At 42.4% G+C, this 24,083-nt stretch carries 20 protein-coding genes; 8 read left to right on the top strand and 12 right to left on the bottom strand.

Annotated features, from left to right (window positions below; genetic code table 11):
• Window positions 1-17: 17 nt before the first annotated feature.
• From purE to NQ544_RS11665, 5 genes are all read left to right on the top strand, one after another.
• Window positions 18-524: a 5-(carboxyamino)imidazole ribonucleotide mutase gene (purE, locus tag NQ544_RS11685; RefSeq protein WP_006848250.1), complete on the top strand. Its 507-nt coding sequence runs from the start codon at window positions 18-20 to the stop codon at window positions 522-524.
• Between the two features lie 52 nt (window positions 525-576).
• Window positions 577-2,445, top strand: a complete 1,869-nt coding sequence (locus NQ544_RS11680) for a 4-hydroxy-3-methylbut-2-en-1-yl diphosphate synthase (RefSeq protein ID WP_040553395.1) — start codon at window positions 577-579, stop codon at window positions 2,443-2,445.
• Window positions 2,446-2,712: 267 nt separating this feature from the next.
• Window positions 2,713-3,420, top strand: coding sequence for a response regulator transcription factor (locus NQ544_RS11675; RefSeq protein WP_006848248.1), 708 nt, complete (start codon window positions 2,713-2,715; stop codon window positions 3,418-3,420).
• Between the two features lie 89 nt (window positions 3,421-3,509).
• Window positions 3,510-4,322: a hypothetical protein gene (locus tag NQ544_RS11670; protein ID WP_006848247.1), complete on the top strand. Its 813-nt coding sequence runs from the start codon at window positions 3,510-3,512 to the stop codon at window positions 4,320-4,322.
• 12 nt (window positions 4,323-4,334) lie between these two features.
• On the top strand, window positions 4,335-5,291 hold the full coding sequence (locus tag NQ544_RS11665; RefSeq protein WP_006848246.1) for a sensor histidine kinase: 957 nt from the start codon (window positions 4,335-4,337) through the stop codon (window positions 5,289-5,291).
• 67 nt (window positions 5,292-5,358) lie between these two features.
• On the opposite strand, the gene NQ544_RS11660 is transcribed toward NQ544_RS11665, so the two are convergent.
• The 6 genes from NQ544_RS11660 to NQ544_RS11635 all read right to left on the bottom strand — a co-directional run bounded on the left by NQ544_RS11660 (window position 5,359) and on the right by NQ544_RS11635 (window position 12,520).
• Entirely contained in the window at window positions 5,359-6,171 is an 813-nt protein-coding gene (locus NQ544_RS11660; RefSeq protein WP_006848245.1) for a DUF3108 domain-containing protein, read from the bottom strand.
• 6 nt (window positions 6,172-6,177) lie between these two features.
• Window positions 6,178-8,145: an Ig-like domain-containing domain gene (locus tag NQ544_RS11655; protein WP_006848244.1), complete on the bottom strand. Its 1,968-nt coding sequence runs from the start codon at window positions 8,143-8,145 to the stop codon at window positions 6,178-6,180.
• 65 nt (window positions 8,146-8,210) lie between these two features.
• The gene (locus NQ544_RS11650) at window positions 8,211-9,719 is read right to left on the bottom strand and encodes a GH3 auxin-responsive promoter family protein (protein ID WP_006848243.1); all 1,509 of its coding nucleotides are present in this window, start codon (window positions 9,717-9,719) and stop codon (window positions 8,211-8,213) included.
• A 207-nt stretch (window positions 9,720-9,926) separates the two neighbouring features.
• The gene (rnc, locus tag NQ544_RS11645; protein ID WP_006848242.1) at window positions 9,927-11,009 is read right to left on the bottom strand and encodes a ribonuclease III; all 1,083 of its coding nucleotides are present in this window, start codon (window positions 11,007-11,009) and stop codon (window positions 9,927-9,929) included.
• Window positions 10,999-12,261 carry a beta-ketoacyl-ACP synthase II gene (gene fabF / locus NQ544_RS11640; protein ID WP_006848241.1) on the bottom strand — a complete coding sequence of 421 codons (1,263 nt, stop codon included), beginning with the start codon at window positions 12,259-12,261 and terminating at the stop codon, window positions 10,999-11,001. Before fabF ends, rnc begins: the two co-directional genes overlap by 11 nt.
• A 22-nt stretch (window positions 12,262-12,283) precedes the next feature.
• A complete protein-coding gene (locus NQ544_RS11635; RefSeq protein ID WP_006848240.1) occupies window positions 12,284-12,520 on the bottom strand; it encodes an acyl carrier protein in 237 nt (78 codons plus the stop codon).
• A gap of 225 nt (window positions 12,521-12,745) precedes the next feature.
• On the opposite strand from NQ544_RS11635, the gene NQ544_RS11630 reads away from it, so the two are divergent.
• From NQ544_RS11630 to nadA, 3 genes are all read left to right on the top strand, one after another.
• Complete coding sequence (locus NQ544_RS11630; RefSeq protein WP_006848239.1) at window positions 12,746-13,348, top strand: DUF4254 domain-containing protein; 603 nt, start codon at window positions 12,746-12,748, stop codon at window positions 13,346-13,348.
• A gap of 92 nt (window positions 13,349-13,440) precedes the next feature.
• Window positions 13,441-14,526, top strand: a complete 1,086-nt coding sequence (locus NQ544_RS11625) for a glycosyltransferase family 9 protein (protein ID WP_006848238.1) — start codon at window positions 13,441-13,443, stop codon at window positions 14,524-14,526.
• Window positions 14,527-15,274: 748 nt separating this feature from the next.
• Window positions 15,275-16,267 carry a quinolinate synthase NadA gene (gene nadA / locus NQ544_RS11620; protein WP_040553419.1) on the top strand — a complete coding sequence of 331 codons (993 nt, stop codon included), beginning with the start codon at window positions 15,275-15,277 and terminating at the stop codon, window positions 16,265-16,267.
• A 289-nt stretch (window positions 16,268-16,556) separates the two neighbouring features.
• Here nadA and NQ544_RS11615 read toward each other — a convergent pair whose 3' ends face one another.
• From NQ544_RS11615 to NQ544_RS11590, 6 genes are read right to left on the bottom strand one after another with little or no spacing between them, the layout of a single operon-like run.
• The gene (locus NQ544_RS11615) at window positions 16,557-17,702 is read right to left on the bottom strand and encodes a glycosyltransferase family protein (RefSeq protein ID WP_006848235.1); all 1,146 of its coding nucleotides are present in this window, start codon (window positions 17,700-17,702) and stop codon (window positions 16,557-16,559) included.
• 27 nt (window positions 17,703-17,729) lie between these two features.
• Window positions 17,730-18,707, bottom strand: a complete 978-nt coding sequence (locus tag NQ544_RS11610; protein ID WP_006848234.1) for a glycosyltransferase — start codon at window positions 18,705-18,707, stop codon at window positions 17,730-17,732.
• Entirely contained in the window at window positions 18,662-19,654 is a 993-nt protein-coding gene (locus NQ544_RS11605) for a glycosyltransferase family 2 protein (RefSeq protein ID WP_006848233.1), read from the bottom strand. Before NQ544_RS11605 ends, NQ544_RS11610 begins: the two co-directional genes overlap by 46 nt.
• A 43-nt stretch (window positions 19,655-19,697) precedes the next feature.
• On the bottom strand, window positions 19,698-20,990 hold the full coding sequence (locus NQ544_RS11600; RefSeq protein ID WP_006848232.1) for a glycosyltransferase family 39 protein: 1,293 nt from the start codon (window positions 20,988-20,990) through the stop codon (window positions 19,698-19,700).
• Window positions 20,987-22,645 carry a CotH kinase family protein gene (locus tag NQ544_RS11595; RefSeq protein WP_082231250.1) on the bottom strand — a complete coding sequence of 553 codons (1,659 nt, stop codon included), beginning with the start codon at window positions 22,643-22,645 and terminating at the stop codon, window positions 20,987-20,989. The genes NQ544_RS11600 and NQ544_RS11595 overlap by 4 nt, the downstream gene beginning before the upstream one ends.
• A gap of 21 nt (window positions 22,646-22,666) precedes the next feature.
• Window positions 22,667-24,079 carry a hypothetical protein gene (locus NQ544_RS11590; protein WP_006848230.1) on the bottom strand — a complete coding sequence of 471 codons (1,413 nt, stop codon included), beginning with the start codon at window positions 24,077-24,079 and terminating at the stop codon, window positions 22,667-22,669.
• Window positions 24,080-24,083 lie beyond the last annotated feature (4 nt).

The raw sequence follows: 24,083 nt of genomic DNA, 5'->3' as shown, positions 1-24,083 counted from the left end.
ATAAAATATAAGAAGAAATGAAACCATTAGTAAGCATTATTATGGGCAGTACAAGCGATCTGCCTGTTATGGAAAAAGCATGTAAGTGGTTGAACGACAACCAGATTCCTTTTGAGGTTAATGCCCTCTCTGCTCACCGCACTCCAGATGCAGTAGAGTCATTCGCCAAGGGAGCCAAGGAGCGTGGCGTAAAGGTTATCATCGCCGCTGCCGGTATGGCTGCCGCCCTTCCTGGTGTTATCGCGGCATCTACTCCTCTGCCAGTAATCGGCGTGCCTATCAAGGGTATGCTCGATGGTCTTGATGCCATGCTCAGCATCATCCAGATGCCTCCTGGCATTCCTGTAGCTACTGTTGGTGTGAATGCGGCTCAGAACGCTGCCATCCTCGCTGCTGAAATGATTGCTCTTGCCGACGAGGAAGTGGCTCAGAAGGTAGAGGCTTGGAAGGCGGGTCTCGGTGCCAAGATCGAGAAGGCCAACAAGGACCTGGCTGAGGTGAAATACGACTTCAAGTGTAATTAATCTAATATGTGATATGCCCCATTCTTTTGGGGCATATCTTATCTTATATATTATGGTAGATTTATTCAATTATACCCGCCGTGCCTCTTCTGTGGCACATATCGGAGCCATCGACCTGGGTGGCGATAATCCTATCCGCATCCAGTCGATGACCACCACCAACACCAATGATACTGAGGCTTGCGTTCAACAGGCTGAAGAGATTATCAAGGCTGGTGGCGAGCTGGTGCGCTTCACCACTCAGGGTTCCCGCGAGGCAGAGAACATGAAAAACATCAATGCCGGCATCCGTGCCGACGGCTATCAGACTCCGCTCGTAGCCGATGTTCACTTCAATCCTAACGTTGCCGACGTGGCTGCTCTCTATTGCGAGAAAGTGCGCGTCAATCCTGGCAACTACGTGGATCCTGCCCGCAAGTTCATCAAGCAGGAATATACCGACGAGGAGTATGCCCACGAACTTCAGAAGATTGAGGATCGCTTCGTACCTTTCCTCAACATCTGCAAGGAACATCATACTGCCATCCGCATCGGTGTGAATCATGGTTCACTCTCCGACCGCATCCGCAACCGCTATGGCGATACGCCAGAGGGCATCGTAGAGAGCTGTCTCGAGTTCCTGCGCATCTGCAAGAAGGAGAAATTCCACGATGTGGTTATCAGCATCAAGTCATCCAACACCGTAGTGATGGTTCGCTCCATGCGCCTCCTGGTAGAAGAAATGGAGAAGGAAGGCATGAACTACCCACTCCACCTCGGCGTAACCGAAGCCGGCGAAGGCGAAGATGGCAGAATCAAGAGTGCCGTAGGTATCGGTGCCCTCCTGGCTGATGGCATCGGCGATACCGTTCGTGTAAGCCTGAGCGAGGAACCGGCTGCAGAGATTCCTGTGGCACGCCATCTGGTAGATTACATCGGCAAGAAGAAGGGGCATCTGATGATTCCTGCCGCAGCTTGTCCTTCATTCGACTGGCTGCGCCCTACCCGCCGCGAAACCGTGGCTGTAGGCAATATCGGCGGCAGCCACGTTCCTGTAGTCATCAGCAACCGAATCAACGGCGAGAGCACCATTTGTGAGAACAAGGATGCTACTCCAGACTATATATACATCGGCGGCAAGATGCCTAAGCAGTTTGTGGCTGGCCAGAGCTACATCATAGATTACAACGTTTACGAGACGCTGAACAGCAAGCCAGAGACGACTGGTGCCAAGCTCTACCCTATCTTCCCTGCCATGGCAATGCCGCTCATCGCCAGCATCAAGGCAGACGTGAAGTTCCTCACCCTGCAGTTTGGAACTCCTGCCGAGGAATATATCGCCTGTCTGAAGGCTCATCCTGAGGTGGTGGTTATCTGCGTAAGCAATCATCAGAACCGCCTGGGCGACCAGCGTGCATTGGTTCACGAGATGATGAATGCCGGCTTGAAGAACCCTGTGGTTTTCGCCGAGATGTACCAGCACGGCAAGGAGGAGAAGAGCGACTTCCAGCTGGAGGCTGCTGCTGATATGGGAGCCTTGATGATTGATGGTCTGACCGATGGTATCTGGCTGATGAACAATGGAGACATCCCTGCCCAGACAATAGATGAAACCGCTTTCGGAATACTTCAGGCAGCCCGTCTGCGCACCAGCAAGACCGAGTATATCAGTTGTCCGGGATGCGGCAGAACCCTCTACGATCTTCGTGAAACCATCGCCAAGATAAAGGAGGCAACCAAGCATCTCAAGGGTCTGAAGATAGGTATTATGGGCTGTATCGTGAATGGTCCAGGCGAAATGGCGGATGCCGACTACGGCTACGTAGGTGCCGGTCCTAACCGAGTAAGCCTCTACCGCAAGCAGGTTTGCGTAGAAAAGAATATTCCGCAGGAGGTGGCAGTAGAGCATCTACTCGCCCTCATCGACTCGGACAAGCAATAATTATTTAGGCACGGATTACACAGATTACACGACTCTTTATTAGAGATTATGATATGGTTTATTAGCAGTTGCGCCATAAATCCGTGTAATCCGCGTAATCCGTACCTAATTTATACCCGCCCCTAATCACTCCCCGTTCCTAATCCATAGTACCTTCAAAAGTTCAGGAATGAATGTTATCTTTAAGTTAATCTCCACCTCTTTATATGGCTCTTTCACAAAAAAAATGTATCTTTGCAACTGTAATCATCAAAAACTGAAAAGATTATGGCAAATACTAAACTGCTCCTGGTAGAGGATGATGAAAACCTCGCCTATATGGAGAAAAGTTGCTTCGAAGATATCATCGGAGGATATGAGGTGAAAACCGCCGTAAACGGCAAGGAAGGACTGAAGGTGTGGCAAGACTTTCAGCCCGATGTTATCGTATCTGATATCGACATGCCCATCATGGACGGAATAGAAATGGTGAAGAAAATACGCGAGGTTGACGGAAAAACCATAATTCTGTTTACCACCGGACTCACCTCGCCGAAAGACCTGAAGGCAGGTTATGCCGCCGGGGCCAACAACTATGTGAAGAAACCGTTTATTCCGGAAGAACTTGATGCTCATATACATAGCCTGCTCCAACTGAAAGCCGGAGCCCGCAGCGAAAACTCCAGCAACCAGATAAAACTGGGTAAATACATTCTAGAAGCCGACCATGCTACTCTGAAAGATACGCAAGATGGTAAACAGAAAATGCTCACCGCACGAGAGGCAAAGATTCTGGAACTGCTGGCAGTAAACAAAAACGAGGTGGTGCGCCGCGAAGCCGTATTGAGCCGGTTCTGGGGAGTGGAAGACAAAGACTATTTTGCTTCCAGAAGTTTGGATGTATTCATCAAGAAAATCCGCACAGCGCTGGAAGACGAACCGGGCGTAGAACTGAAAACCATCAGAGGTGTGGGATTCAAACTCATCGCAGAATAGACGCATCTCAAGCCTCAGGATATCAGTAAAACGAATCATCTCTATACGGAATGATAGAAAAGAAAACAGATTATTAAAGACAAACATATATGTTAAAAGCGATACTATACTTCTTTCTCCTGATAGCTGAATTTTTCATCACTATCCTGATAAGCGGTTTCTGCTTTGGCCTGTATTATGCCTATATAGGTAGTGATCACATGCCAGGCAACAGCAAGGGAGATATGACTATAACAGAAACGTTTCCTTTCATCATAGCTTTCACCCTGATAGCTACACTCATCATCTGGTTTACCTTTCATAAAGGCAAGTTTTCGAGTTTTACGCTTGGCAAGGTAAAGCCAGAGAGCAAATGGCAACTCATGCTCTACGGCTCTATGCCGATGCTGGGCTTTACCATCGCCTATTATGCCCTGATGAGCTACTTAGGCATTCATTTTATACCTAAAGAAATGAGCCAGTTCGGCTTTTTCCAGATTCTTCCACTGATGCTGGTAGGCACATTTATCTCAGCCTACGTTTTCTATGGTGCTATTCTGGAAGAACTTCTGAAAAGCGGAAAGAAGAAATGGGTCGTTCTGCTTGTATACTTGCTCATGATTATGCCAACTACGCTGACAGCAGGTTCGGGCGAGGGAATGGCACTCTGGATATTTTACGTCCTGGCAGCCCTCCCGTGCACCTTATACGGTTTCTGGCTTTACTGCAAAACCCGAAGTTCCATCGTTATATTCGCGGTTTATCTCATATCCAATATGGTTCCGATCAACCTGGGCAGCAACAGGGTTACCATCCTAGTATGCATCCTGGGACTGGGCATGATGGGCTATGGATTCTATCTTCTCAAGAAGAATATAGAACCATTGCTGATACAAGAGGATGAGGAAGAAAAAGAATACTAAAACCACCTGATTATGAAGGCAAACAGAACCAAAATGCTCGGTACGATAGCGCTGGTAGCCGTACTATGCATGCAACTTTTCTGGATATACAACTCATTCCAGATGAGCGTTCACCAGATGGGCTACGATAATCCCTGGAGTCTGGCAGCCGATGTGAGGGCGCATGCCTTTTTCTCGGCACTCTACCAGAGTCGCATCACCCTAATCACTTCTCTACTCACCATGGTGGTCATTATTCTGAGCCTTATCGACCAAATCAACTATATTGATGAGCAGGAAAGGGTTCGCCTGCTGCGCGAGGATTTCTCCTATGCAATGGTTCACGACATGAAGTCGCCGCTCACCTCTATCATCATGGGAACCAAATATCTGCACAGCGGCGTACTGGAGAAGAAGCCGGAAATGAAGGAGAAATATTTCTGTATCGTAGAAGACGAGGCACAGCATCTGCTTGCTCTCATCAACCGCCTGCTTACCATCTCAAAACTGGAACATGGTAAACTGAGTATCCAGAAGGCTAAAATAGATCTGGAGGCGATGATAGAGGATGTGGTGGATAAATACAAGGCGAAATCGGCGAAACCGATTCATATCACCACCCTATTCGGAGCCACTTCGGCACTGGCAGATGAGGAATATCTGAAGGAGGCTATCAGCAATATAGTAGATAACGCCACCAAATACTCGAAGGAAGAAATCAACATTCAGATTTCCACCTCCGAGAATGAAAGAAATGTATATATCAAGATATACGATGAGGGTATCGGCATAGCCAGAAGTGAGATGAAAACAATCTTCAACCGCTTTGAGCGTGCTGCTGAGCACGAAAGAGACGCCCGGAAGACCCGTGGCGGCTTCGGTATCGGTCTGAACTACGTGCTGCAGGTTATCAATGCCCATGGCGGCAAAGTAAGCGTAAAGAGCGAAAAAGGCAAATGGTCGGAGTTCACCATATCGCTGCCGAAATAATCAGCTTGCACAGCCATATTAATAACAAAGCTCCCGATGCATCATGCACCGAGAGCTTTGTTTTATCTTATTTCACGATAGAAGAAACCGGATTTCTCACACCCTTCATTCCTACGAGGAATGCCTTGGCAGCACCAAACTTGAGGAACATATCCAAACGGATAGGAATATGATTATCATCATCGGTTACATAGAAATCTACGATTCTCTTATACTTGCGATTCTCATACTCCATATAGGCAAGGCGCAGGCAACGGTACTTCACACCATTATCTGCCTTGATGGTAACCTTACCATCAAACTTTATCTGAGCTGGAGTGCGGTTCTTTCCATCAGCAATAGGGAATTTTACGGTATAACCCTTCTTCCAGTTGGCAGGATTGAAACTGCGGGCACGCAGGAAGATGTTCATCATGTCAAAAACACAATCATCGTAAGTGGCATTCTTCCATACATGCTTACCATCATGCTGCTGACGATGCTGTTTGAGATTACACCTACCGCCAGAATAGCTGTAGAATACCTCATCTACCGTATAGCGCTTGCCCTCGTGAGCTCCCTTACGGAAATACATAGGCGCCAGATCGGTGCCGCTGTAGCAGAGCAGAGTATCGCGAAGCACAAAGATATCATCTACACGCTTATTGCCTCTTGTAACAAGAGAACCGCGATAAGCAGGCTTACCATGACGGGTGGTTTGGACGATAGACATACTGGCATTACCAGCTTTTACCCAAACAAACTTCCAATTGTAATACAGATTGTAAGTAAGGAACTCACCCGACTTGAAGGCTGTATTACGGAAGGTACACTGGGCAGACACCGTAGTGCTGACCAGAAGTAGCAATAATGCAATCCCAAATGATTTGATCGTTTTCATAACTCTTTATAATTTAGGAATGTACTCGATGCCAAGTTTCTTGGCACGTTGCGCATTTTGGTTCTTAACTTTCTTTTCTTTATCAGGCTTCTGCTTGGTAATGACACCAGGCTTCTGACGGGAAAGTTCACGGGCCGTAGGATCCCAACTCTCGGTTAAATCCCATTTAGCCTTGCATTCTATCACGTCTGGATAGTAATACACCTCTTCTGCCTGTTCATCCTTATCATAGCAGCCTGTATCCCACTTGCCGTTGCCGTTGCAGTCTACTATCAGACGCATGTAATACTTCTCCGGCTTGAGATAATAGAATTCGGCTACTCCGTTCACTGCCTTCACTTCTTTCACCACCTGATCCTGCGCATTGAGTAGCTGAACGAGGAGCGGATGATTGTCGAAATCGTTCGTTACATTAATGAGCAGCGTGCCGTAAGTATCCAGAGAATTGACCTTGAAACCCTGTTTCACAGGTTTAGATACAAGTCCGTAGATGTCCTGGAACGCGGCAGAATCAACCTCCAGACTATATTCTATGTCCGGACGCCACTCGCCTCTTAGAATATACTTGCGGTTGCCCAGCGGCTTAAACTCCATCGGTGCCCTATACCATAGCGTATCATGCTTGGCATAGAGATGAATGCCTGCCGTATCGGCCTTGGCAAGCGGCGTATTGAAGGTGAAGATAACATTCTTGTCAGGATCGAGCTGAGAAGAGACACTCATCTGAACATCAAGCGGTTTTACAGCCATCACGCTATCATAAGGTTCACCCTTCTTCTTCAGTTTTTCCTGCTTCTTGGTCCATTTCTCCAGTTCCTTAGCCTGCGCCTTCATACGCTTTTCGTAAGGTTCCTTCGAAAGAATTTCGAGCGTATCAGTCTGGTTGCGGAGCACGCCCGTACTGTCTGTCATACGGTAAGTAAGCTCTATATTCAGTGTATCCTGGTTGACCAGCGCCGTATCCTTGAGCCAATAGGTAAGCGTATCGTTCTTCTCCGATTTTTCCAGAATAAAGGCATCTTTCTCATTAAAATTCAAGCCCTTGATCTGTGGCAGGATAGAATCACCATAACTGTAATAGAGAGAGAAGCAGTTGGCCTTCTGACGCTCTGCCTTGAGGAAGAAGCGGTCGGAAACCAGTTCGGTAAAGGCACGGAGCACTACATTATCCGGTAGGAAATGAGTATAATTAACCTGATCTATCGACTTGATATGCAAGGAATCAATCCATGTAGTATCCTGTCGTACATCCGGCTTGCTTGATGGCACGATAATATCATGAGAAAAAGCGAGTTTTTCGCTTTTCTGACTGAACATATAGTTGCCATCCATATCCTGCAGGGCATAGATGCGGTAAGAGCCAGGAGCCACACCTTTTATGACGAAGCGACCACGGCTATCGGTACGGCTTACACGCAGCATAGGCTTGGTCTTAAAGGCTGAATCGGCATGATCAGCGTAAAGACCTACCAGAATACCCTTGATAGGCTCCAGATTCTCTGATTCGAGCACATATCCCGACACCTCCATCGTATCGATGACCTCGCCGGTAGAGAAACTGTAGGTATAGTTTCCCATCGGATTGCCCTCGTTATTATCGCTGATGGCATCGGAAAAGTCGATGGTATAGGTAGTATTCGGCTTAAGCGAATCTACCAGAGAAATCTGAATATGCTTGCCCGAAGCCTTGATTTCAGGCACTTCGAGCTGCGGAGGCGAAACAACCACTTTCTCGGTAGGATTATCTACCTTGATATATTCGTCGAAATAGATATTCACCTTCTTCTGCTTCACATTTACGCCCTTATCGGCTGGCGAAGCTCCAATCACCTTAGGAGGAGTTTCGTCGAACCAACCACCATCCGGCTGTCCCATCTTGGCACAGGATGCCAACATGAGGAAAGCTAAGACGTAGAAAGGCAGAAACAGTGAATTTGCCTTCAACTTGCTCTTTATGTCGTTCAATTGAATCATTCTTTATATCTTCTTAATATCGCAGCATCACTTCAACTTCAGGCGAAAGAAGCATGCAGCTTGTTTTATTTGTTCATCATGAGCATCTCATCAATGTTCTTGCGGCTGTTGCTCAAGCGTGGAATCTTATGCTGTCCACCTAACTTGCCCTTGCTCTTCAGCCATTCATTGAAGAGTCCCGGCTTGGCCTTCACTATCTCCAGATGCTGGAGGGTAACGTCGTGAAAGCGCTTGGCCTCGTAATCGCTGTTGATTTCCTGCAGCTTCTGGTCTAACAGACTGGCAAATTCATCGAGGCTGGCTGGCTCCTGAGAGAACTCTATGAGCCACTGGTGACGGCACTTGGCATTACTGTCCATATAAACCGGCGCAGCGGTATAATCAGAAATCTGAGCACCCGTCTTCTCGCAGGCATAAGCCAATCCCTTCTCGGCATTATCCATGATCAGTTCCTCGCCAAATGCATTAATAAAGTACTTGGTACGGCCGGTAATGACAAACTTATAAGGATTTTTGCTGGTAAACTGAACCGTATCGCCGATGAGATAGCGCCACAAACCACAGGAAGTGGTGATGATCATAGCGTAGTTCTTGCCTACCTCAACACCCCAGAGAGGCACAACGGTAGGATTCTCGCTGCCGAATTCGTCCATAGGGATAAACTCGTAGAATACATCATAATCTATCATAAGCGACATAGCTGGGTCTGCCGGATCATCCTGCAGCCCGAAGAATCCCTCGCTGGCATTATAAGTCTCCATATAATGCATGTTCGGCGAAGTGATGAGCTGTTCATACTGCTTGCGGTAAGGAGTAAAGGCAATACCGCCATGGAAGAATACCTCCAGATTAGGCCATACCTCTTCCAGATGCTTCTTGCCGGAAAGTTCCATGACACGCACCAGCACACTAAGCATCCAGCTAGGAACACCCGAGATATTGGTTACGTTCTTATTCATCGTTTCGCGGGCAATAAGGTCGCGTTTCACTTCGAAATCGCTCAGGAGAGCAGTTGACTTCTTAGGAACACGCACCAAATTGGCAAGCGGATTGATATTTTCGATGAGGATAGCGCTCAGGTCACCCACCAGACTATCCGACACATTATAGTTAGGCGAATGGCTTCCACCTAAAATAAGGCTCTTGCCATCAAAGAGTCTGCTCTTCGGATTATTGCACAGATAATAGGCTACGGCATCAAAGCCTCCGGCATAATGAATGCCATGCAAGCCATCATGAGAAACCGGGATAAACTTACTCTTATCGTTGGTGGTGCCAGATGACTTGGCGTACCATTTTACCAGTCCCGGCCATAGAATATCCTTTTCGCCATGGCGCATACGGTCGATATCCCCCTTCAACTCCTCGTAGGTATTGACAGGAATATTCTGTGCAAATTTATCATAACTGTTAGTGGTATTTAATAAATGCTTGACACCATATTCAGTATTTTTTCCTTTATTTATAAGGTGCATAAGCACTTTATGCTGCAAATGTTCTGCATCATAGACATACTTCTCCAACTCCTTCTGCCGAGGTTTGAAGACGTTACTTACTATCGTTGTTAAACTCATATCTAGATATATATCATTTAAGTAGATGCAAAAGTAAATCAAACTTTTGATATAGAGAAAGTTTTTACTATTTTTTAATACAAAAGGGTAAGATAAAGTATACAAAAAGGAAATATACAACACAAAAGACTCCCATAAGTGGCGATATTTACCATCTTATGGGAGTCTTCTGTTAAATCGTATTTCCTATCCGAAAAGAGATACAGTTTACTCATCGTTACCGAAAGCAGCCGCTTCGGCAGCGGCAATAATCTCTTCTCTTGATAATTCCTTAGGCTGAGCCGTGATGTCGCTCAAATCGAACTCATCACTCTCCTTCTTTTCATCCTTCACCTCGACCTGCACTTCAGTTTCCTGGGCAGTTTCGGCAGATTTCTCTGTGAAAACCTCCTCTTTGAAAACATTGATGTGCTTCTCCTCTACCGGTGCGTTTTGTGCATCAGCATCCTGCGAGATGATGAAATCGTCTTTCACTTCTGTGTTAGGCACGTTTTCAACAGGTTCCTCTTCCATCTTGGTGCGGTTAGCCTTAGCTGTGAACACAGCATCAATATACTGTGGTTCTTTGCGCAGTTTTTCCAAGCTAGTCTTAGAAGCCACCTGCTGGCTTTCCTTCTTGGAATAGCCCTTTCCTACTCCACCATCAACACCTTCGAGTACAACCTGATAGGTGAAAATCGGGCTACCATTCTTGTCTTTTTGCTGGTCTAGCATAACGAAATCCAGCTTCACGCGGTTTTTCTGGCTCCATTCGATGAGTTTGCTCTTGAAGTTAACCTCCTTATAAGCCACCTTATCGATGTTTATCATTTGTGCCAGAATACGTTTCTGCATAAAATACATGCAGGCATCGTAACCACGGTCCAGATAAATGGCACCTACCAAAGCTTCGAACGCATTTCCTCCCATATAACTGTTATGAGAAGAACTGTGGCCATTAGAAAGAATCAGCTGGTTGATGCCCATTTCCTGTGCCAGTTTATTCAGCGTATCACGCTGCACTAACTTGCTTCGGGTATTGGTAAGGAATCCCTCACGCTTGCCAGGGAAATGCTGGTACACGATATCTCCTACTACAGCATCCAAAACCGCATCACCCAAGAACTCCAACCGCTCGTTGTTCACTGGTTTTCCCTTAGAATTGCGGTGCATGATGCTCTTGTGCAACAGCGCCATCTTGTAGTAGCTGATGTCGTGAGGATAAAAACCGAGGATTTCATATAAAGACAAATAAAGCTCTTTATCCTTGCGGAAAGAGAGCTTTATCCTATCTATAAAATTATTCAGCATACTTCTTAAATACTACACAGCAGTTGTGACCGCCGAATCCGAAAGTATTACTCAATGCAGCACGAACCTCACGCTTCTGAGCTTTGTTGAAGGTAAAGTTCAAGTTGTAATCGAGCTCTGGATCATCATCACCCTCTTCGTGGTTGATAGTAGGAGGAACGATATCGTTCTTCACACTAAGAACACAAGCCATAGCCTCTACTGCACCAGCAGCACCAAGGAGGTGACCAGTCATTGACTTGGTAGAACTGATGTTGAGTTTGTAAGCTGCATCACCGAAGACAGCCTTGATAGCCTTAGCCTCTGAGATATCACCTACGTGGGTAGATGTACCGTGAACATTGATATAGTCAATGTCCTCTGGCTTCAGATTGGCATCAGCAAGTGCACGCTCCATAACGAGCTTAGCACCAAGACCCTCAGGATGAGATGCTGTGATGTGATAAGCATCGGCACTCTCGCCCTCACCTACCATCTCAGCATAAATCTTCGCACCACGAGCCTTAGCGTGCTCAAGTTCCTCGAGAATCAAGCAACCTGCACCCTCGCCCATGATAAATCCATCACGGCTTGCGCTGAACGGACGTGAAGCATGCTCTGGGTCATCATTACGTGTTGACAATGCATGCATAGCATTGAAACCACCTACGCCACAAGCGCAGATAGCAGCCTCTGCACCACCGCTAACGATGATGTTTGCCTTACCCAAACGAATCAGGTTGAAGGCATCAGCCAATGCATTGCTTGAAGAAGCACATGCAGATGTAGTAGTGTAATTTGGTCCGTGGAATCCAAAGTGGATGGAAATCTGACCAGAAGCGATATCTGCAATCATCTTAGGGATGAAGAATGGATTAAACTTAGGACCATTCTCCTCGTGAGTACCATAGTACTTCACCTCATCCTCGAAAGTCTTGATACCACCGATACCTACACCGAATACAACGCCAACGTTGTTCAAGTCTTCCTTCTCAAGATCGATATTAGCATCCTTTACACCCTGCATGGCAGCAATCATAGCCAACTGGGTATAACGGTCAAGCTTGCGAGCTTCCTTACGATCAATCCAATCATTGATGTTTAGGCCTTTAACCTCGCAAGCGAACTTGGTCTTGAAAAGGGTTGTATCGAAATGAGTAATAGGCGCAGCACCGCTCTTACCAGCAAGGAGGCTCTCCCAAGTTTCCTCAGGAGTATTACCAACTGGAGTCACAGCACCGAGACCTGTTACAACAACTCTTTTTAATTCCATTTAGTATAATTTAGCTGCTAAATTACTTAGCGTTCTCCTCAATGTAAGAGATAGCGTCACCTACAGTAGCAATCTTCTCAGCCTTATCGTCTGGGATAGAGATAGAGAACTCCTTCTCGAACTCCATGATCAACTCTACAGTATCCAAAGAATCTGCACCAAGATCATTTGTGAAGCTTGCCTCTGGCTTAACTTCAGCCTCATCAACACCGAGTTTATCAACGATAATTGCCTTTACTTTGCTTTCAATTTCTGACATAATTGTAACTTTTAAAATGTTTATAAATAAATTTCTAATTAAAAATCTGGGTGCAAAGGAACACTTTTTTTTTGAGATAAACAAATATTTTGGCGAAAAAAGTGCATTATTGTGCACAAACACCCCCTAATTGTGCATATTTTTGGCTTTTTTTTCCTTTTTTGTTGGTCGTTTCAGATTATTTTGTTACTTTTGTACGGTATTAATTAAACATTTAAATCCATTATGACATTTACAGAAAAAGCCAATAAGATATTTAATCAGGCGATAGCCGATTATCATATCAAAGACAACATTGATACACCAATCAATAATCCGTACCAGGAAGGTAGCATCGAGAACTGCCTTTATCTGAAGTGTTGGATTGACACAGTACAGTGGCATTTCGAGGATATTATCCGTGATCCTCAGATAGACCCGGCTGAAGCACTCGTATTGAAGCGCAGAATCGACAAGAGCAACCAGGACAGAACAGACCTCGTTGAGCAAATCGATACTTACTTCCGCGAAACATACAAAGACGTGAAGGTTCAGGATGATGCACGCATCAACACTGAGAGTCCTGCATGGGCTGTTGACCGCTTGAGTATTCTTGCCCTCAAGATTTATCACATGAAGGAGCAGGTGGAACGCCCGGAAGCTTCGGCTGAGCACAAAGCAAAATGCCAAGCCAAACTGGATGTACTCCTGGAACAGCAGGTAGACCTTTCTACAGCTATCGACCAACTCTTGGAAGATATCGAGGCTGGACGCAAATACATGAAGGTTTACCGACAGATGAAGATGTACAACGATCCTTCAACCAATCCTGTACTCTACAAGAAATAAAAAAAAGAATAGGAGAGCGCATATACCTTATTATATAATAAGAGGTATGGCTCTCTTTTTTCACCTTATATTATATATAGAAGAAAAAAACGATGAAAACTGAGCATATCCTGGTAATTAGATTTTCAGCCATGGGCGATGTTGCCATGACCGTACCTGTAATTCAATCTTTGGCCAAACAATACCCGAAAGTAAGAATTACTGTGCTCAGTCGTCCCTTTGCCCGTCCTTTCTTTGAAGACTTGGCTCCTAACGTTGGATTTATGGAAGCTGATATCAAGGGGGAATACAAAGGGGTGAAAGGACTCAACGCACTCTATCGCCGATTGATAGCCAAACAGTTTACAGCAATTGCCGATTTACATAGCGTGCTGCGTTCCGATTATCTGCGTATGCGCTTCAATCTGGATAACTTCAAGGTAGCACATATTGACAAACATCGCAAGGGAAAACGCAAGCTGGTAGCTTCTAATGGTAAAAAACTTGTGCAGCAACCTACATCGTTCCAAAACTATGCTGATGTTTTTGCACAACTTGGATATCCTATCCACATGGATTTCACATCTATCTATGGGGATGGAAAACAAGGAGATTTAAGTATCTTACCACAGGAGGTATTCGGAGTAGGAGAGAATTCTATCTCACTAGAAGACAAGCACATAACAGAGCCGTGGATTGGTATTGCTCCCTTCGCTGCACACGAGGGAAAAATATATCCGATACAACTGATGGAAAAAGTTATCCAGCGACTTATCCACAATCATCCACACGCTCATATCTTCCTTTTCGGTGGAGGCAAAGACGAAACACCAGTGATGAACGACTGGGCTGAGAAGTATCCACAGCTCATTAACGCTTCTTCTCATCTTAACGGATTGAAACAGGAACTCATCCTGATGAGTCATCTGCACGTTATGGTGAGCATGGATAGTGCCAATATGCACTTGGCATCGCTTGTAAACACTCCTGTAGTAAGCATCTGGGGAGCTACACATCCATACGCAGGTTTCATGGGCTGGCATCAGGATCCTGCCAATGCCGTACAGCTTGACTTACCTTGCCGCCCTTGCAGTATCTATGGTAACAAGCCTTGCGCTAGGGGAGACTTCGCATGTATGAAGAATATCTCTCCTGAACTGGTAACAGAAAAAATTGATTCTGTTTTGAACAAAAGATAGGGAATCAGAACTTCTATATATAATAATATATCAGAAACCTATATATAAATAGGTATAGAATAGAAAGAAACAGATGAAAACCCTATAACCAAAAACTACCATATAAATAACTCAGACCAGGAGGGTGTATCATAAGTTTATGATTCACCCTCTTCATGTTGTTGGAAGAGACAGGATATGTTGTTGGAAGAGACAGAATATGTTGTTGAGATAGTCAGTATCATCGGTCGCACAACAGCTGTTGTGCACTTGCATAACAGCTGATATGCGCATGTCCAACAGCTGTTGTGCATGCGGTGGTCAACTGTTATGCGCCAACTATTATCCAGACTTAATGCCACACCATCTTTTTTGTTTTCCACAAAAGCGTGGATAAGTGTACGGAAAACCCCAATAATAACTTTTTAATAAGTTTGTAAATATCCACACATAGCTATCTCAAACCAACGAAAAGAGGATATCCACATAGATATTATTAAGTTTTTAGAAACTTTTTCGCAGTTTTTGACCGAAAAAAGATATAAACTTATTAACTTTGCACCGAATTGGGGAAATGTTGATAAACCGGTTAATGCATTAAGAGACAAGAAAAAGATTTCAAAGGCCTCTGCGGATAAACTGGAATAAGACTTGGATAACGAAATACGCAAGTTTTTATGCAGAATGTTATCCACTTATCCACGGGATATCATCATCTCTATATTCTCTTTTAAAAAAAATAAAAAATAAGAAATATAATATGAATGTTATGGTGAAAAAAGAATGGATTGAGAAAGGATGCGTTGACGAACCCGTTGACGAAGCCTTGGACTTGAAAGCTGAAATCAGAAAGCTTTGCAAGGAGAAAGATGCTATTATCCTCGCCCACTACTATACGGTAGGTGAGATTCAGGACATTGCTGACTTCGTGGGCGACTCTCTGGCTTTGGCTCGTAAAGCAGCTGAAACCGATGCCCAGGTAATGGTTATGTGTGGCGTGCACTTCATGGCTGAGACATGCAAACTCTTGAGTCCTGACAAAACCGTAATCTGTCCTGACTTGAAGGCTGGTTGCTCGCTTGCTGACAGCTGTAAGGCTGAGGATTTGATAAAGTACAAGGAAGAGCATCCAGGATATAAGGTTGTGAGTTATGTAAACACCACGGCTGCAGTGAAGGCGCTGACTGATTGTGTAGTGACAAGCGGTAATGCTAAGAAGGTAATTGACAGTTTCCCACAGGACGAAAAAATCATCTTTGGTCCAGACTATAATCTCGGTAACTATATAAACAGCGTTACAGGCCGCAATATGTTGCTTTGGAACGGTGGTTGCCATGTACATGAGAAATTCTCTGTAGAGGCTATCGTTAAACTGAAGCAGAAGCATCCTGAGGCTGTTGTGATGGCTCACCTGGAGTGTAAGGCACCAGTACTTGCTGTAGCCGATGTAAAGGGCTCTACAGCCACCATGTTGCATTATGCCCAAGAGCATCCTGAAATCAAGGAGTATATTATCGCTACAGAGGCTGGTATCCTGCATGAGCTGGAGCGTAATTGTCCTAACGTAATTTTCTATCCCGTACCTCCAGAGGTAAGCGAGGGTGGAGTAGGTTGCAGCTGCAACGAGTGTGAGTATATGAAGATGAATACGCTCAAGAAGATATACAATGCATTGAAATTTGGTTGGCCAACAGTTGAAGTGGCTCCTGAAATAGCGAAAAAAGCGGTCAAACCAATAGAAAAGATGTTATCACTATCGTAGAATAGTGTGGTGAAAATTATAAGATTGGTGGTAAAATTTGTTTTTTTATGGGTGAAAAATCATATTTCGCTACCATAAAATGTATAATTTACGACTTTATAGACAAATATCGTCGTATCTTTGCATCAGTTAAAACAAACGGACGTTGTGAAACGTCATTTCATCATCTTTTACTTATACAAATAATATTAGAAAATTTAATCTAATTATAAAGATAGAGCGTTCAAGTGATTTGAATGCTCTATTTTTGTTTATCAACATTTTCCTTTGATGATATTCTTATTTTCCCTTATTGGATAAGCAGTTTTTGATAGAATGCTTCATATCTTTCAGCAACCTTGATGTAGTCGTGATGCTTGTTGATGTATTCGATGCTTTGCTGCTTGAGTAAAGGAATAAGTTCTGGATGCAATACAAGGTGCTCCAGTTCTTGGTAAACGCTTTCGTAGTTAGGAAGTACATTGATGATAGGGCGTAGTTTATCCTCGTGTATAATCTCATAATTTTCAGGTTCTCCGCCGCCTATGCAGATGATTCCTCTTGCCATTGCCTCCAGTGGATTCATGGATGGTGTGTAGCTGTAGAGTTGGTCGAGTATAGCATCGCTTCCATTCATTATTTTTACATATTCTACAAAAGGGATGTTTTCGGCTATCTGGAGTTCCGTTTTGTCTGGATATTTCTTTGCAATGGCTTGTGCAGCCTTCAGCATGATATCGGTGCCCTTATATTCGCTTCTGCTTTTGTTGATACCGATGAAGAGTTTTACCTTCTTGGGAGTATCCAATGGTAAGACCTGATGATTATCCACATGAATATACGAGTTGCTGTTTTCTGAAGTTATAAATTGCGGTTTGATAGGGAAGGGAATAAATGTTGTTTTTTGTGGAAAACTAGGTTGATAACATGCCCAGTATTCATAGAGTCCCGTTACGATGCCGTCGCAGTCTTCGGCAATCATCAGGTTGAGTCTTCCTTTTTCTGTTTCCAACCAATCTTTTCTTTCCTTTAAGGCATCAGCATTAGTCCTTAATTCTTTGCCCATATTAAAATCGCTGTACCTCAATGGTTTGTCTTTACAGCAAACATTTACCCAATAGTAATCCATTCCGAATCCACCCAAGATTACCTTCTTGTTATGCTTTCTCAGATATTGGTAAATTGGGAAGATGCGTTCTGCCTTCAGCTCCAGAAACATAGGATTGATGAGTTGAACAATATCGTATCCTCTCAACTTATGTATTATTGTGTATAACTTTATCATATACATGATTCCGCCCAGTTTTCCAGGCTTTCTTACTAGGTCAATATCTCGTGGATAATTCTTCCAAAAGTCGCCGTTAGAGAGCACGGTAACGTGATGCCCCAACTTGTGAAGTCCTTCGGCAAGTGTAGCATGCACGTTACTATATTCTCCCATGAGTAATATTTTCATTTCTTATCTTCTTGATAGTTTGAATATTTATTTTTTTATAAAGAACAATAGAGCTATTCTGCCTACATAAGTACTTATAATTTTTCTGAACATGGTATATTTCTTGGTGTAATCCTTGTCAGGAAGAGGATATAAGCCATATTTCTTCAATGTCTTGATAGCTTGATTGAGAGAAATCAATGAATGATAGAGCCGAATATTATTGTAGAGATAATCCATGGACAGTTGGGCTATGCGACGGCTTAGTGCCTGACGGTCGGCTACAGGAATCTTATCAAGCAACTTTTGTAGATGCAAAATAACCTCTAGACTATTGTCCATTCTCTGATTGATCTTTTCTTTGTTTAGCTGATGACTTACTGAGTTTGTATTTACCCGATAATAGTAAGCTTCGGCATTTGTCTTAAAGATGCGTTCGGCACGTAAGAACAATTGTGGCGTGAATTCCTCGTCCTCGCCATACACAATATTTGGTGTGAATTCCAAGGTACCTTTAATGCTTCGTCTGAAAATATATGAACAAACAGATCCATACAAATTATTGTTTGACAGGTATTCTGTGCCAGATATAGGAACAGGAAGTTCGTATGTTGCTTCTGCAGAATCATCCTTGGAAAATTTAAAGGTAACGATGTCTGGCTGGTGGTATCTCACGATGTCAAGGCAGTGTTCATAAGCCGATTGTATGAGATAATCGTCTCCATCTACAAACTGTATGTATCTTCCTTTTGCAATCATCATACCATAGTTGCGTGCTACGCTTACTCCCTGGTTAGCTTGGCGCAGATAGATGATATGGACAAGATATTCTGGTAAGTCGTTGAGCGGACAGATGTCGCTGCCATCATCTACCAAGATGATTTCTCTCTCCTTGGCATTGAGTGAGAGCTGGAGAATGCTGTCAATGCATTCTTTGAGATATTGGATAGGCAGGTTGTAAGTGGTGATGATAAAACTTACTAGTGGTGCCTGTATATCTTGTGTATAAGTCTGTTGAGTTTGCATAATCTTTTATATCCTATAATTAATAATAACTTGAGTTTTAGAGAATTGATTAGTCCTTTGTTATTTATCAACTTGGTATATTTGATAAGTGGAGCACAATTCTCATATTTTCCCGATACTTCGAAGAGATCCATCAAAACATTTAATATCTGCGTCAGATAAATGTTGATAGAAAGTTGATATTTCTGCATAATATCATCTCGATTACCTATTGTCTTGAATGTGTGGATAAGTGCCATGCTCTGTCCTATGTATAGACTTAGCAAATCTTCGTATTTGGCGCTAGCTGTTATTCCCTTATTGTTCCAGTAATATAGATAGCAGCCTTTGTTGGTAACTCTTATCTTTACTTTCTGTTGGAAAGTTCCTTCCGTAGGGATTAGACCTATTAGAAAGGGGATGGTTTGTACATCCTCAAAGGTTTTGCCTTTTGGAAAGTAGACGTTCTTGAATAAGCATCTTCTGAATATTTTGTTGCAAGCATAGGTATGAAGGTATCCTTGTTCATTGAGCCAATATTCCCAGCAGTTGTTGTAATTGCGAGGAGTGAATGCCAGCAGTTGTTCTTTGTATGGATGCCCTATTCTTTCCATAATGGGATATTCCAAAACATCTGTTTCTGGATATTTGTTGATTTCGTCCATCAATGCTTGCAATGTGTAGTTTTGGATAGCATCATCGCTGTCGATAAAGGTGATATACTTTCCTTTGGAATGCTTGATTCCTGTATTTCTAGCATCGCTTAATCCGCCATTTTTCTTATGGATAGTAGTTATTCTCCTATCTTTTTGCGAATATTTGTCGCAAAGCAGAGAGCATTCGTCATCTGATCCATCGTCTACGAGGATTATCTCATAGTCGGTGAATGATTGTTGCAAGATACTCTCTATACATCTATCAATAGTGTCTTGCGTTTGATATACTGGTATGATGATGCTCAATTTCATAGATGCAAAGATAGTTATAATTCTTTGAAAAAGATACTATTTTCTATAGTTTTTTCTTATAATTGTTGAGTTTGCTATTTATCCACATAATACAGTACGCTGAGAGCATCATGACAAATGGCATATAGGGAGCCTTAAATCTTGTTTCGCCCTGTACTAGCAAAACTAGGCTGAGCGTACCAAATATGGGTATAAATAAAGGCAGGAATCCCTGTTGCCATAACTTTTTATAGATGACGTAAACTCCGCCAAGCAAAGCTGTCAGTAAGATAAGATAATAATAAACAGTACATAATAATGCCAGGTATTGAGCATTGCTCAGATTGCCTATTTCTTGTATGATATTTCTGTAGGGTAATACTATATAGTTATCTTCAGCTTTTTGCTTATTGGGTAAAAATGCTGCCATATTATCTATGTCGTTCTGATACATATAATATAGTCTATATGGAATCTTTGAAAGATATTCCATTTTATGGTTCAATAGCCATGGTATGCATCTTTGCTTCCAAATCTCACGACATTCAAAACAAGTTTTGTCTTGCATATTGTCTATATATCTAGGTGTGCCTTTTTTGAAGAGAGGTTCACCAAAATGTGGATCAGGAGTGGCGCCACTATAGGCATCATCTGCCATATTATACCAGAATGAGTCACATTGATATACAAAGTAGCCTGTTCGGTGATAGCATTCTGTGCCAAACAATATTAGCATACTTCCACATCCTATTAAGAAAGGAATGTTTTTCTTCCATATCTCTTTTCTTTGAAATAGGAGGATATAGATGAATAGGGAAATGATGAAGAGTACTGCTATAGGGCGAAACCAGTTGGCCCAAGCCATGATAACGCCCGAAAGGATGAGTGTGTATACTTTGTTTTTGCTCAATAGAATATATAGTGAAAGCAAAGCCAAGAATATCATGGGTATTTCACTAAGCAATGTGGTGGATTGCCCCCAGTTGTTGGGATATTGAATATATATAAAGAGTGTAGCAATGGCTATCTTGTCATTGCTTATATATTGGGCAATTTTGGCTATCAGCCATGCTGTCAGAGCTTTACATATACACATCAAAACAAGTATCGGATAGAAACTACCAAACAACCAAAGTGAAAATACTATTAAGTTGATGGAGCCAATGTTCCATATAAAAGGAGTGCCCTTAATAAGAGTACTACATGGATATGCTTCTCCTTGATGCAGGCATACTTGGGCATATTCCAAATATCCATCTGTATCATTCGTTGGAGTATAGCCAAATATGGCTAGAATGATAAGCAGAAAAGCCAAGTATGCTATGGTTGCGATATTGATGATTCTATTATTGCTCATTTGATATACTTTTTACCATTTATGATGTAAACTCCTTGTGATGGAATTTTGTCTAGTCTTTGTCCTTGTATATTGTATATGTATTGTTTTGCTTGATAGTCTAAAATTGTATTATTGATACCTGTAGATGCAGGAAGTAAAGATTGGTCTAGATAGGCTAATCTAGCTTCTATCCATAGATTGATATATGATATTTCCTGCTCAAAGTTTAGTTCATTACCATTCAGGTCGGTATCTTTGCTCCATCTATTTTCTTCTCTTTTGGCTGCGCCACTTTGAGCTAACTTCCGATAGTAGCTATTATATCTATCTAGTAAAGCGCTCAAACTCAATTTGTCTTGTCTCAACTCTTTATATCTGAGAGCTACTTTTTCCTTAAATCCATCAACATTAAGTGATAAGAGTCTGTTATAGATATAAAAGTTCATGATGGATAAGTTATTATCTGGCTTAACATAATCTGGATGAAGTGGATTGGTAGACCAATTACTGCCTACTGTTGCGTCCAAATCCCATACAGCCAGTGTCATTTTCTTGTCTTGAGCTTGGTCATAGATAGCCCAGTATATATTCTTGCCAGTATTATCTACAGCATTGGTAAATTGCAGGAAGATGTAATAGTCTATAAGAACAGGAATGTCGAAGTATTGGGCAACTTGTGATTTGAAAGTATCGTCATCACTAGTTGCCACAAAATCTATAGCCTGATATAGTAGGCTGTAGTCGGTAGGACATACATCTTCTATATCTGGATATTTTACCTCGAAGGCATTCCATGTTTCTGAGTTGTTGTCATATTCACCTTCTGTTCCCCAGAACAAAGCATTTCCCCATTCGCTGGCTTTCCAAAACATACCATGAAACTCTTGATTTTTGCTATCATATTTTTTTAGTTTCATTTGCTTTCTGTCCATAGCTTCTGTCAGCGAATAGATTCCTGCATATTGATGGTTGAGAATCACCTCTACTACTTTTCCATTAACCGCACTTTGTGCCTTTGGTTCCTTGTCTACATAATAAGGCTTGGTGCTCATATCTTGCCATATCTCGGTAGCTATTCTGTTTCTCAGCCTGAACAAGTCTATTTGTCCTGCATCTAAAATCCAGTTGTTGTCTTCTCTTAGTCCAAGGAATGATATATCCTTGCTTTTTCCTTTTTCGTTTAGTGTCTTAATTTTATAGTTTCTTTTATGTCTGTCATAATAGTTTGTGGATCCTCCTCTCCATTTTGCTTTGATGAGAGAATGTTCACTATTTGCTGATGTGGGCAGCATGATTTCTATGCTACCATTGGCATAATCATATCCAAAATCTCCCGCTAAGTTGATGATAGGGAGAGATGTAAAGGTAATATATGAACTAAAGGTAACTTCATTTCTTTTACCATTCAGTGAATATTTCTTGCCACCTTCTATATTCTTAAAGGTGTAACTGTCATTCACAGGAATATTATCTATAGATATTTCTGTCCAGAGAGAATCTTTTTCTAGAGTAATATCTGATTGAAAGTCAGTTTGAAAACTTTCTTCCCCAATACTGATGAGATAAGTATTGGTTGATGCGTCATATACTGCTTGGTGTCCATTCACCATAAATTGGGCATGCATTGTTATAGTCAGCATGCAGAATGTATAGAGACTAATTATTCTTTTCATAATGATGTTTTTAATTTATGATTATTTAATGACTGTTACTTCTTCTTTGTTTACTATCCAAACAGCTTTATAGCCATGTTTTATTTTATGGTTGGCTATGCTATAAGCTATTTCTTTAGCCTTATGAGTTCTGTCGATGGTAGTATCGTTTACGTATTGGGGCCATTTGTATCCTGTGGCATGCCAAATAGACCTTCCCCAACCTATAGTTTCATCTTTTGGTACGCAGAAGGATGAGTACTTGGGATAATCATCTTTTATCAATATGCAGTATGCTTTATCCACAGGTTTTCCTGTCTTTTGAACGATGGCTTGTGATATGCTCTTTTCAGGAAGAGAAGTTTGCCATGCGTTATACCAATGGTGAATATCTACAATGGCTGCAGATAAAATATATAAATATAATAAGGTAGATATCTTTTTCTTTGATAACTGACTTTTCTCTATTAAGTAGGCCATAATAATAGCAGCTATGCCCAGTGAGCCATAAGCGTTCATGATGGTCATGCTGATGAGTAGATTAGGAGATACTACTAGAGTGAAAGCTGCCAATAAGCAAAAGATGGTCTTACCTTGCCATATATTTTTGTTTTTCCACAATATTATCATAAGTGGAAGAGACAGGAATAGAGTTAATGTTGCCACAAGAAGATTTCTGCTAGGCTGATGTACAATGCATATATAATCAGCAGAAAACCATGTATATCCTATCCAAGTAACAAATCCTTTAATACGGCTGTGTAGGCTGACTACATCATCAGCATAGCTGGCATTGATAAATAGGTTATGGGGAATGGTGAGTCTTATCACGCCATATATGATGGCAATGGCTAAGCCTATCATCAAGTCTTCCCTAAATGTTTCTTTCTCTATTTTTAGGAAGGCAAAGCTTACGATAGGGGGAATAATGGCCCAGGCTATGCCATTGTCCTTGAAGGCTGCTGATAGATAGACGCAAATGGTCCATGCTATATATTTATATTTGTTGTTGATACTTAAATATAGATATACAGATAGGATTCCAAAGAAATGTGCAAAACTTTGGTTGGTAGCATCGCAACTAAGGATATTTCCTAGTACACAGGGGGATATATAGAAAAATATGGTGGCGATATTTCTGGATATTGGCTTAAATCCTAGCTTTTGTATGATAAGATATACCATAATCATACTTCCTATATGTGAGGTGAATACAAGGATATGATTCAAGGTAGGAAAAAACTTAGGGCTTAATCCATTGACATAGCCAATGAGGGCATCTCCTGGTCGCCAAGTCATTCCATAAGGAAGAAAATATTGTAGGAAATTTGGATCTCTGTTGGGAGCCGACAAAGTTGTCCAATCATCAAATGTTGGTAATATCTGCAAAATTCCCAATAAGATGATTGGTGCGCTTATGATGATAAATGTTATGAATCTTTTGTTATTATACATTGTT

The organism is Segatella copri DSM 18205 (genome assembly GCF_025151535.1).
Classification (GTDB): domain Bacteria; phylum Bacteroidota; class Bacteroidia; order Bacteroidales; family Bacteroidaceae; genus Prevotella; species Prevotella copri.
Note: the sequence above shows the minus strand (reverse complement) of the source record. Positions and strands in the feature narration are given on the sequence as shown.

Coding starts and splice junctions, on each gene's coding strand:
- NQ544_RS11665 (WP_006848246.1), top strand. CDS start 4,335: ATGAAGGCAAACAGAACCAAAATGCTCGGTACGATAGCGCTGGTAGCC.
- NQ544_RS11650 (WP_006848243.1), bottom strand. CDS start 9,719: ATGAGTTTAACAACGATAGTAAGTAACGTCTTCAAACCTCGGCAGAAG.
- NQ544_RS11625 (WP_006848238.1), top strand. CDS start 13,441: ATGAAAACTGAGCATATCCTGGTAATTAGATTTTCAGCCATGGGCGAT.
- NQ544_RS11600 (WP_006848232.1), bottom strand. CDS start 20,990: ATGAGCAATAATAGAATCATCAATATCGCAACCATAGCATACTTGGCT.
- NQ544_RS11595 (WP_082231250.1), bottom strand. CDS start 22,645: ATGAAAAGAATAATTAGTCTCTATACATTCTGCATGCTGACTATAACA.
- nadA (WP_040553419.1), top strand. CDS start 15,275: ATGGTGAAAAAAGAATGGATTGAGAAAGGATGCGTTGACGAACCCGTT.
- NQ544_RS11610 (WP_006848234.1), bottom strand. CDS start 18,707: ATGCAAACTCAACAGACTTATACACAAGATATACAGGCACCACTAGTA.
- NQ544_RS11630 (WP_006848239.1), top strand. CDS start 12,746: ATGACATTTACAGAAAAAGCCAATAAGATATTTAATCAGGCGATAGCC.
- purE (WP_006848250.1), top strand. CDS start 18: ATGAAACCATTAGTAAGCATTATTATGGGCAGTACAAGCGATCTGCCT.
- NQ544_RS11655 (WP_006848244.1), bottom strand. CDS start 8,145: ATGATTCAATTGAACGACATAAAGAGCAAGTTGAAGGCAAATTCACTG.
- NQ544_RS11660 (WP_006848245.1), bottom strand. CDS start 6,171: ATGAAAACGATCAAATCATTTGGGATTGCATTATTGCTACTTCTGGTC.
- NQ544_RS11590 (WP_006848230.1), bottom strand. CDS start 24,079: ATGTATAATAACAAAAGATTCATAACATTTATCATCATAAGCGCACCA.
- NQ544_RS11670 (WP_006848247.1), top strand. CDS start 3,510: ATGTTAAAAGCGATACTATACTTCTTTCTCCTGATAGCTGAATTTTTC.
- NQ544_RS11680 (WP_040553395.1), top strand. CDS start 577: ATGGTAGATTTATTCAATTATACCCGCCGTGCCTCTTCTGTGGCACAT.
- NQ544_RS11635 (WP_006848240.1), bottom strand. CDS start 12,520: ATGTCAGAAATTGAAAGCAAAGTAAAGGCAATTATCGTTGATAAACTC.
- NQ544_RS11605 (WP_006848233.1), bottom strand. CDS start 19,654: ATGAAATTGAGCATCATCATACCAGTATATCAAACGCAAGACACTATT.
- NQ544_RS11675 (WP_006848248.1), top strand. CDS start 2,713: ATGGCAAATACTAAACTGCTCCTGGTAGAGGATGATGAAAACCTCGCC.
- NQ544_RS11615 (WP_006848235.1), bottom strand. CDS start 17,702: ATGAAAATATTACTCATGGGAGAATATAGTAACGTGCATGCTACACTT.
- fabF (WP_006848241.1), bottom strand. CDS start 12,261: ATGGAATTAAAAAGAGTTGTTGTAACAGGTCTCGGTGCTGTGACTCCA.
- rnc (WP_006848242.1), bottom strand. CDS start 11,009: ATGCTGAATAATTTTATAGATAGGATAAAGCTCTCTTTCCGCAAGGAT.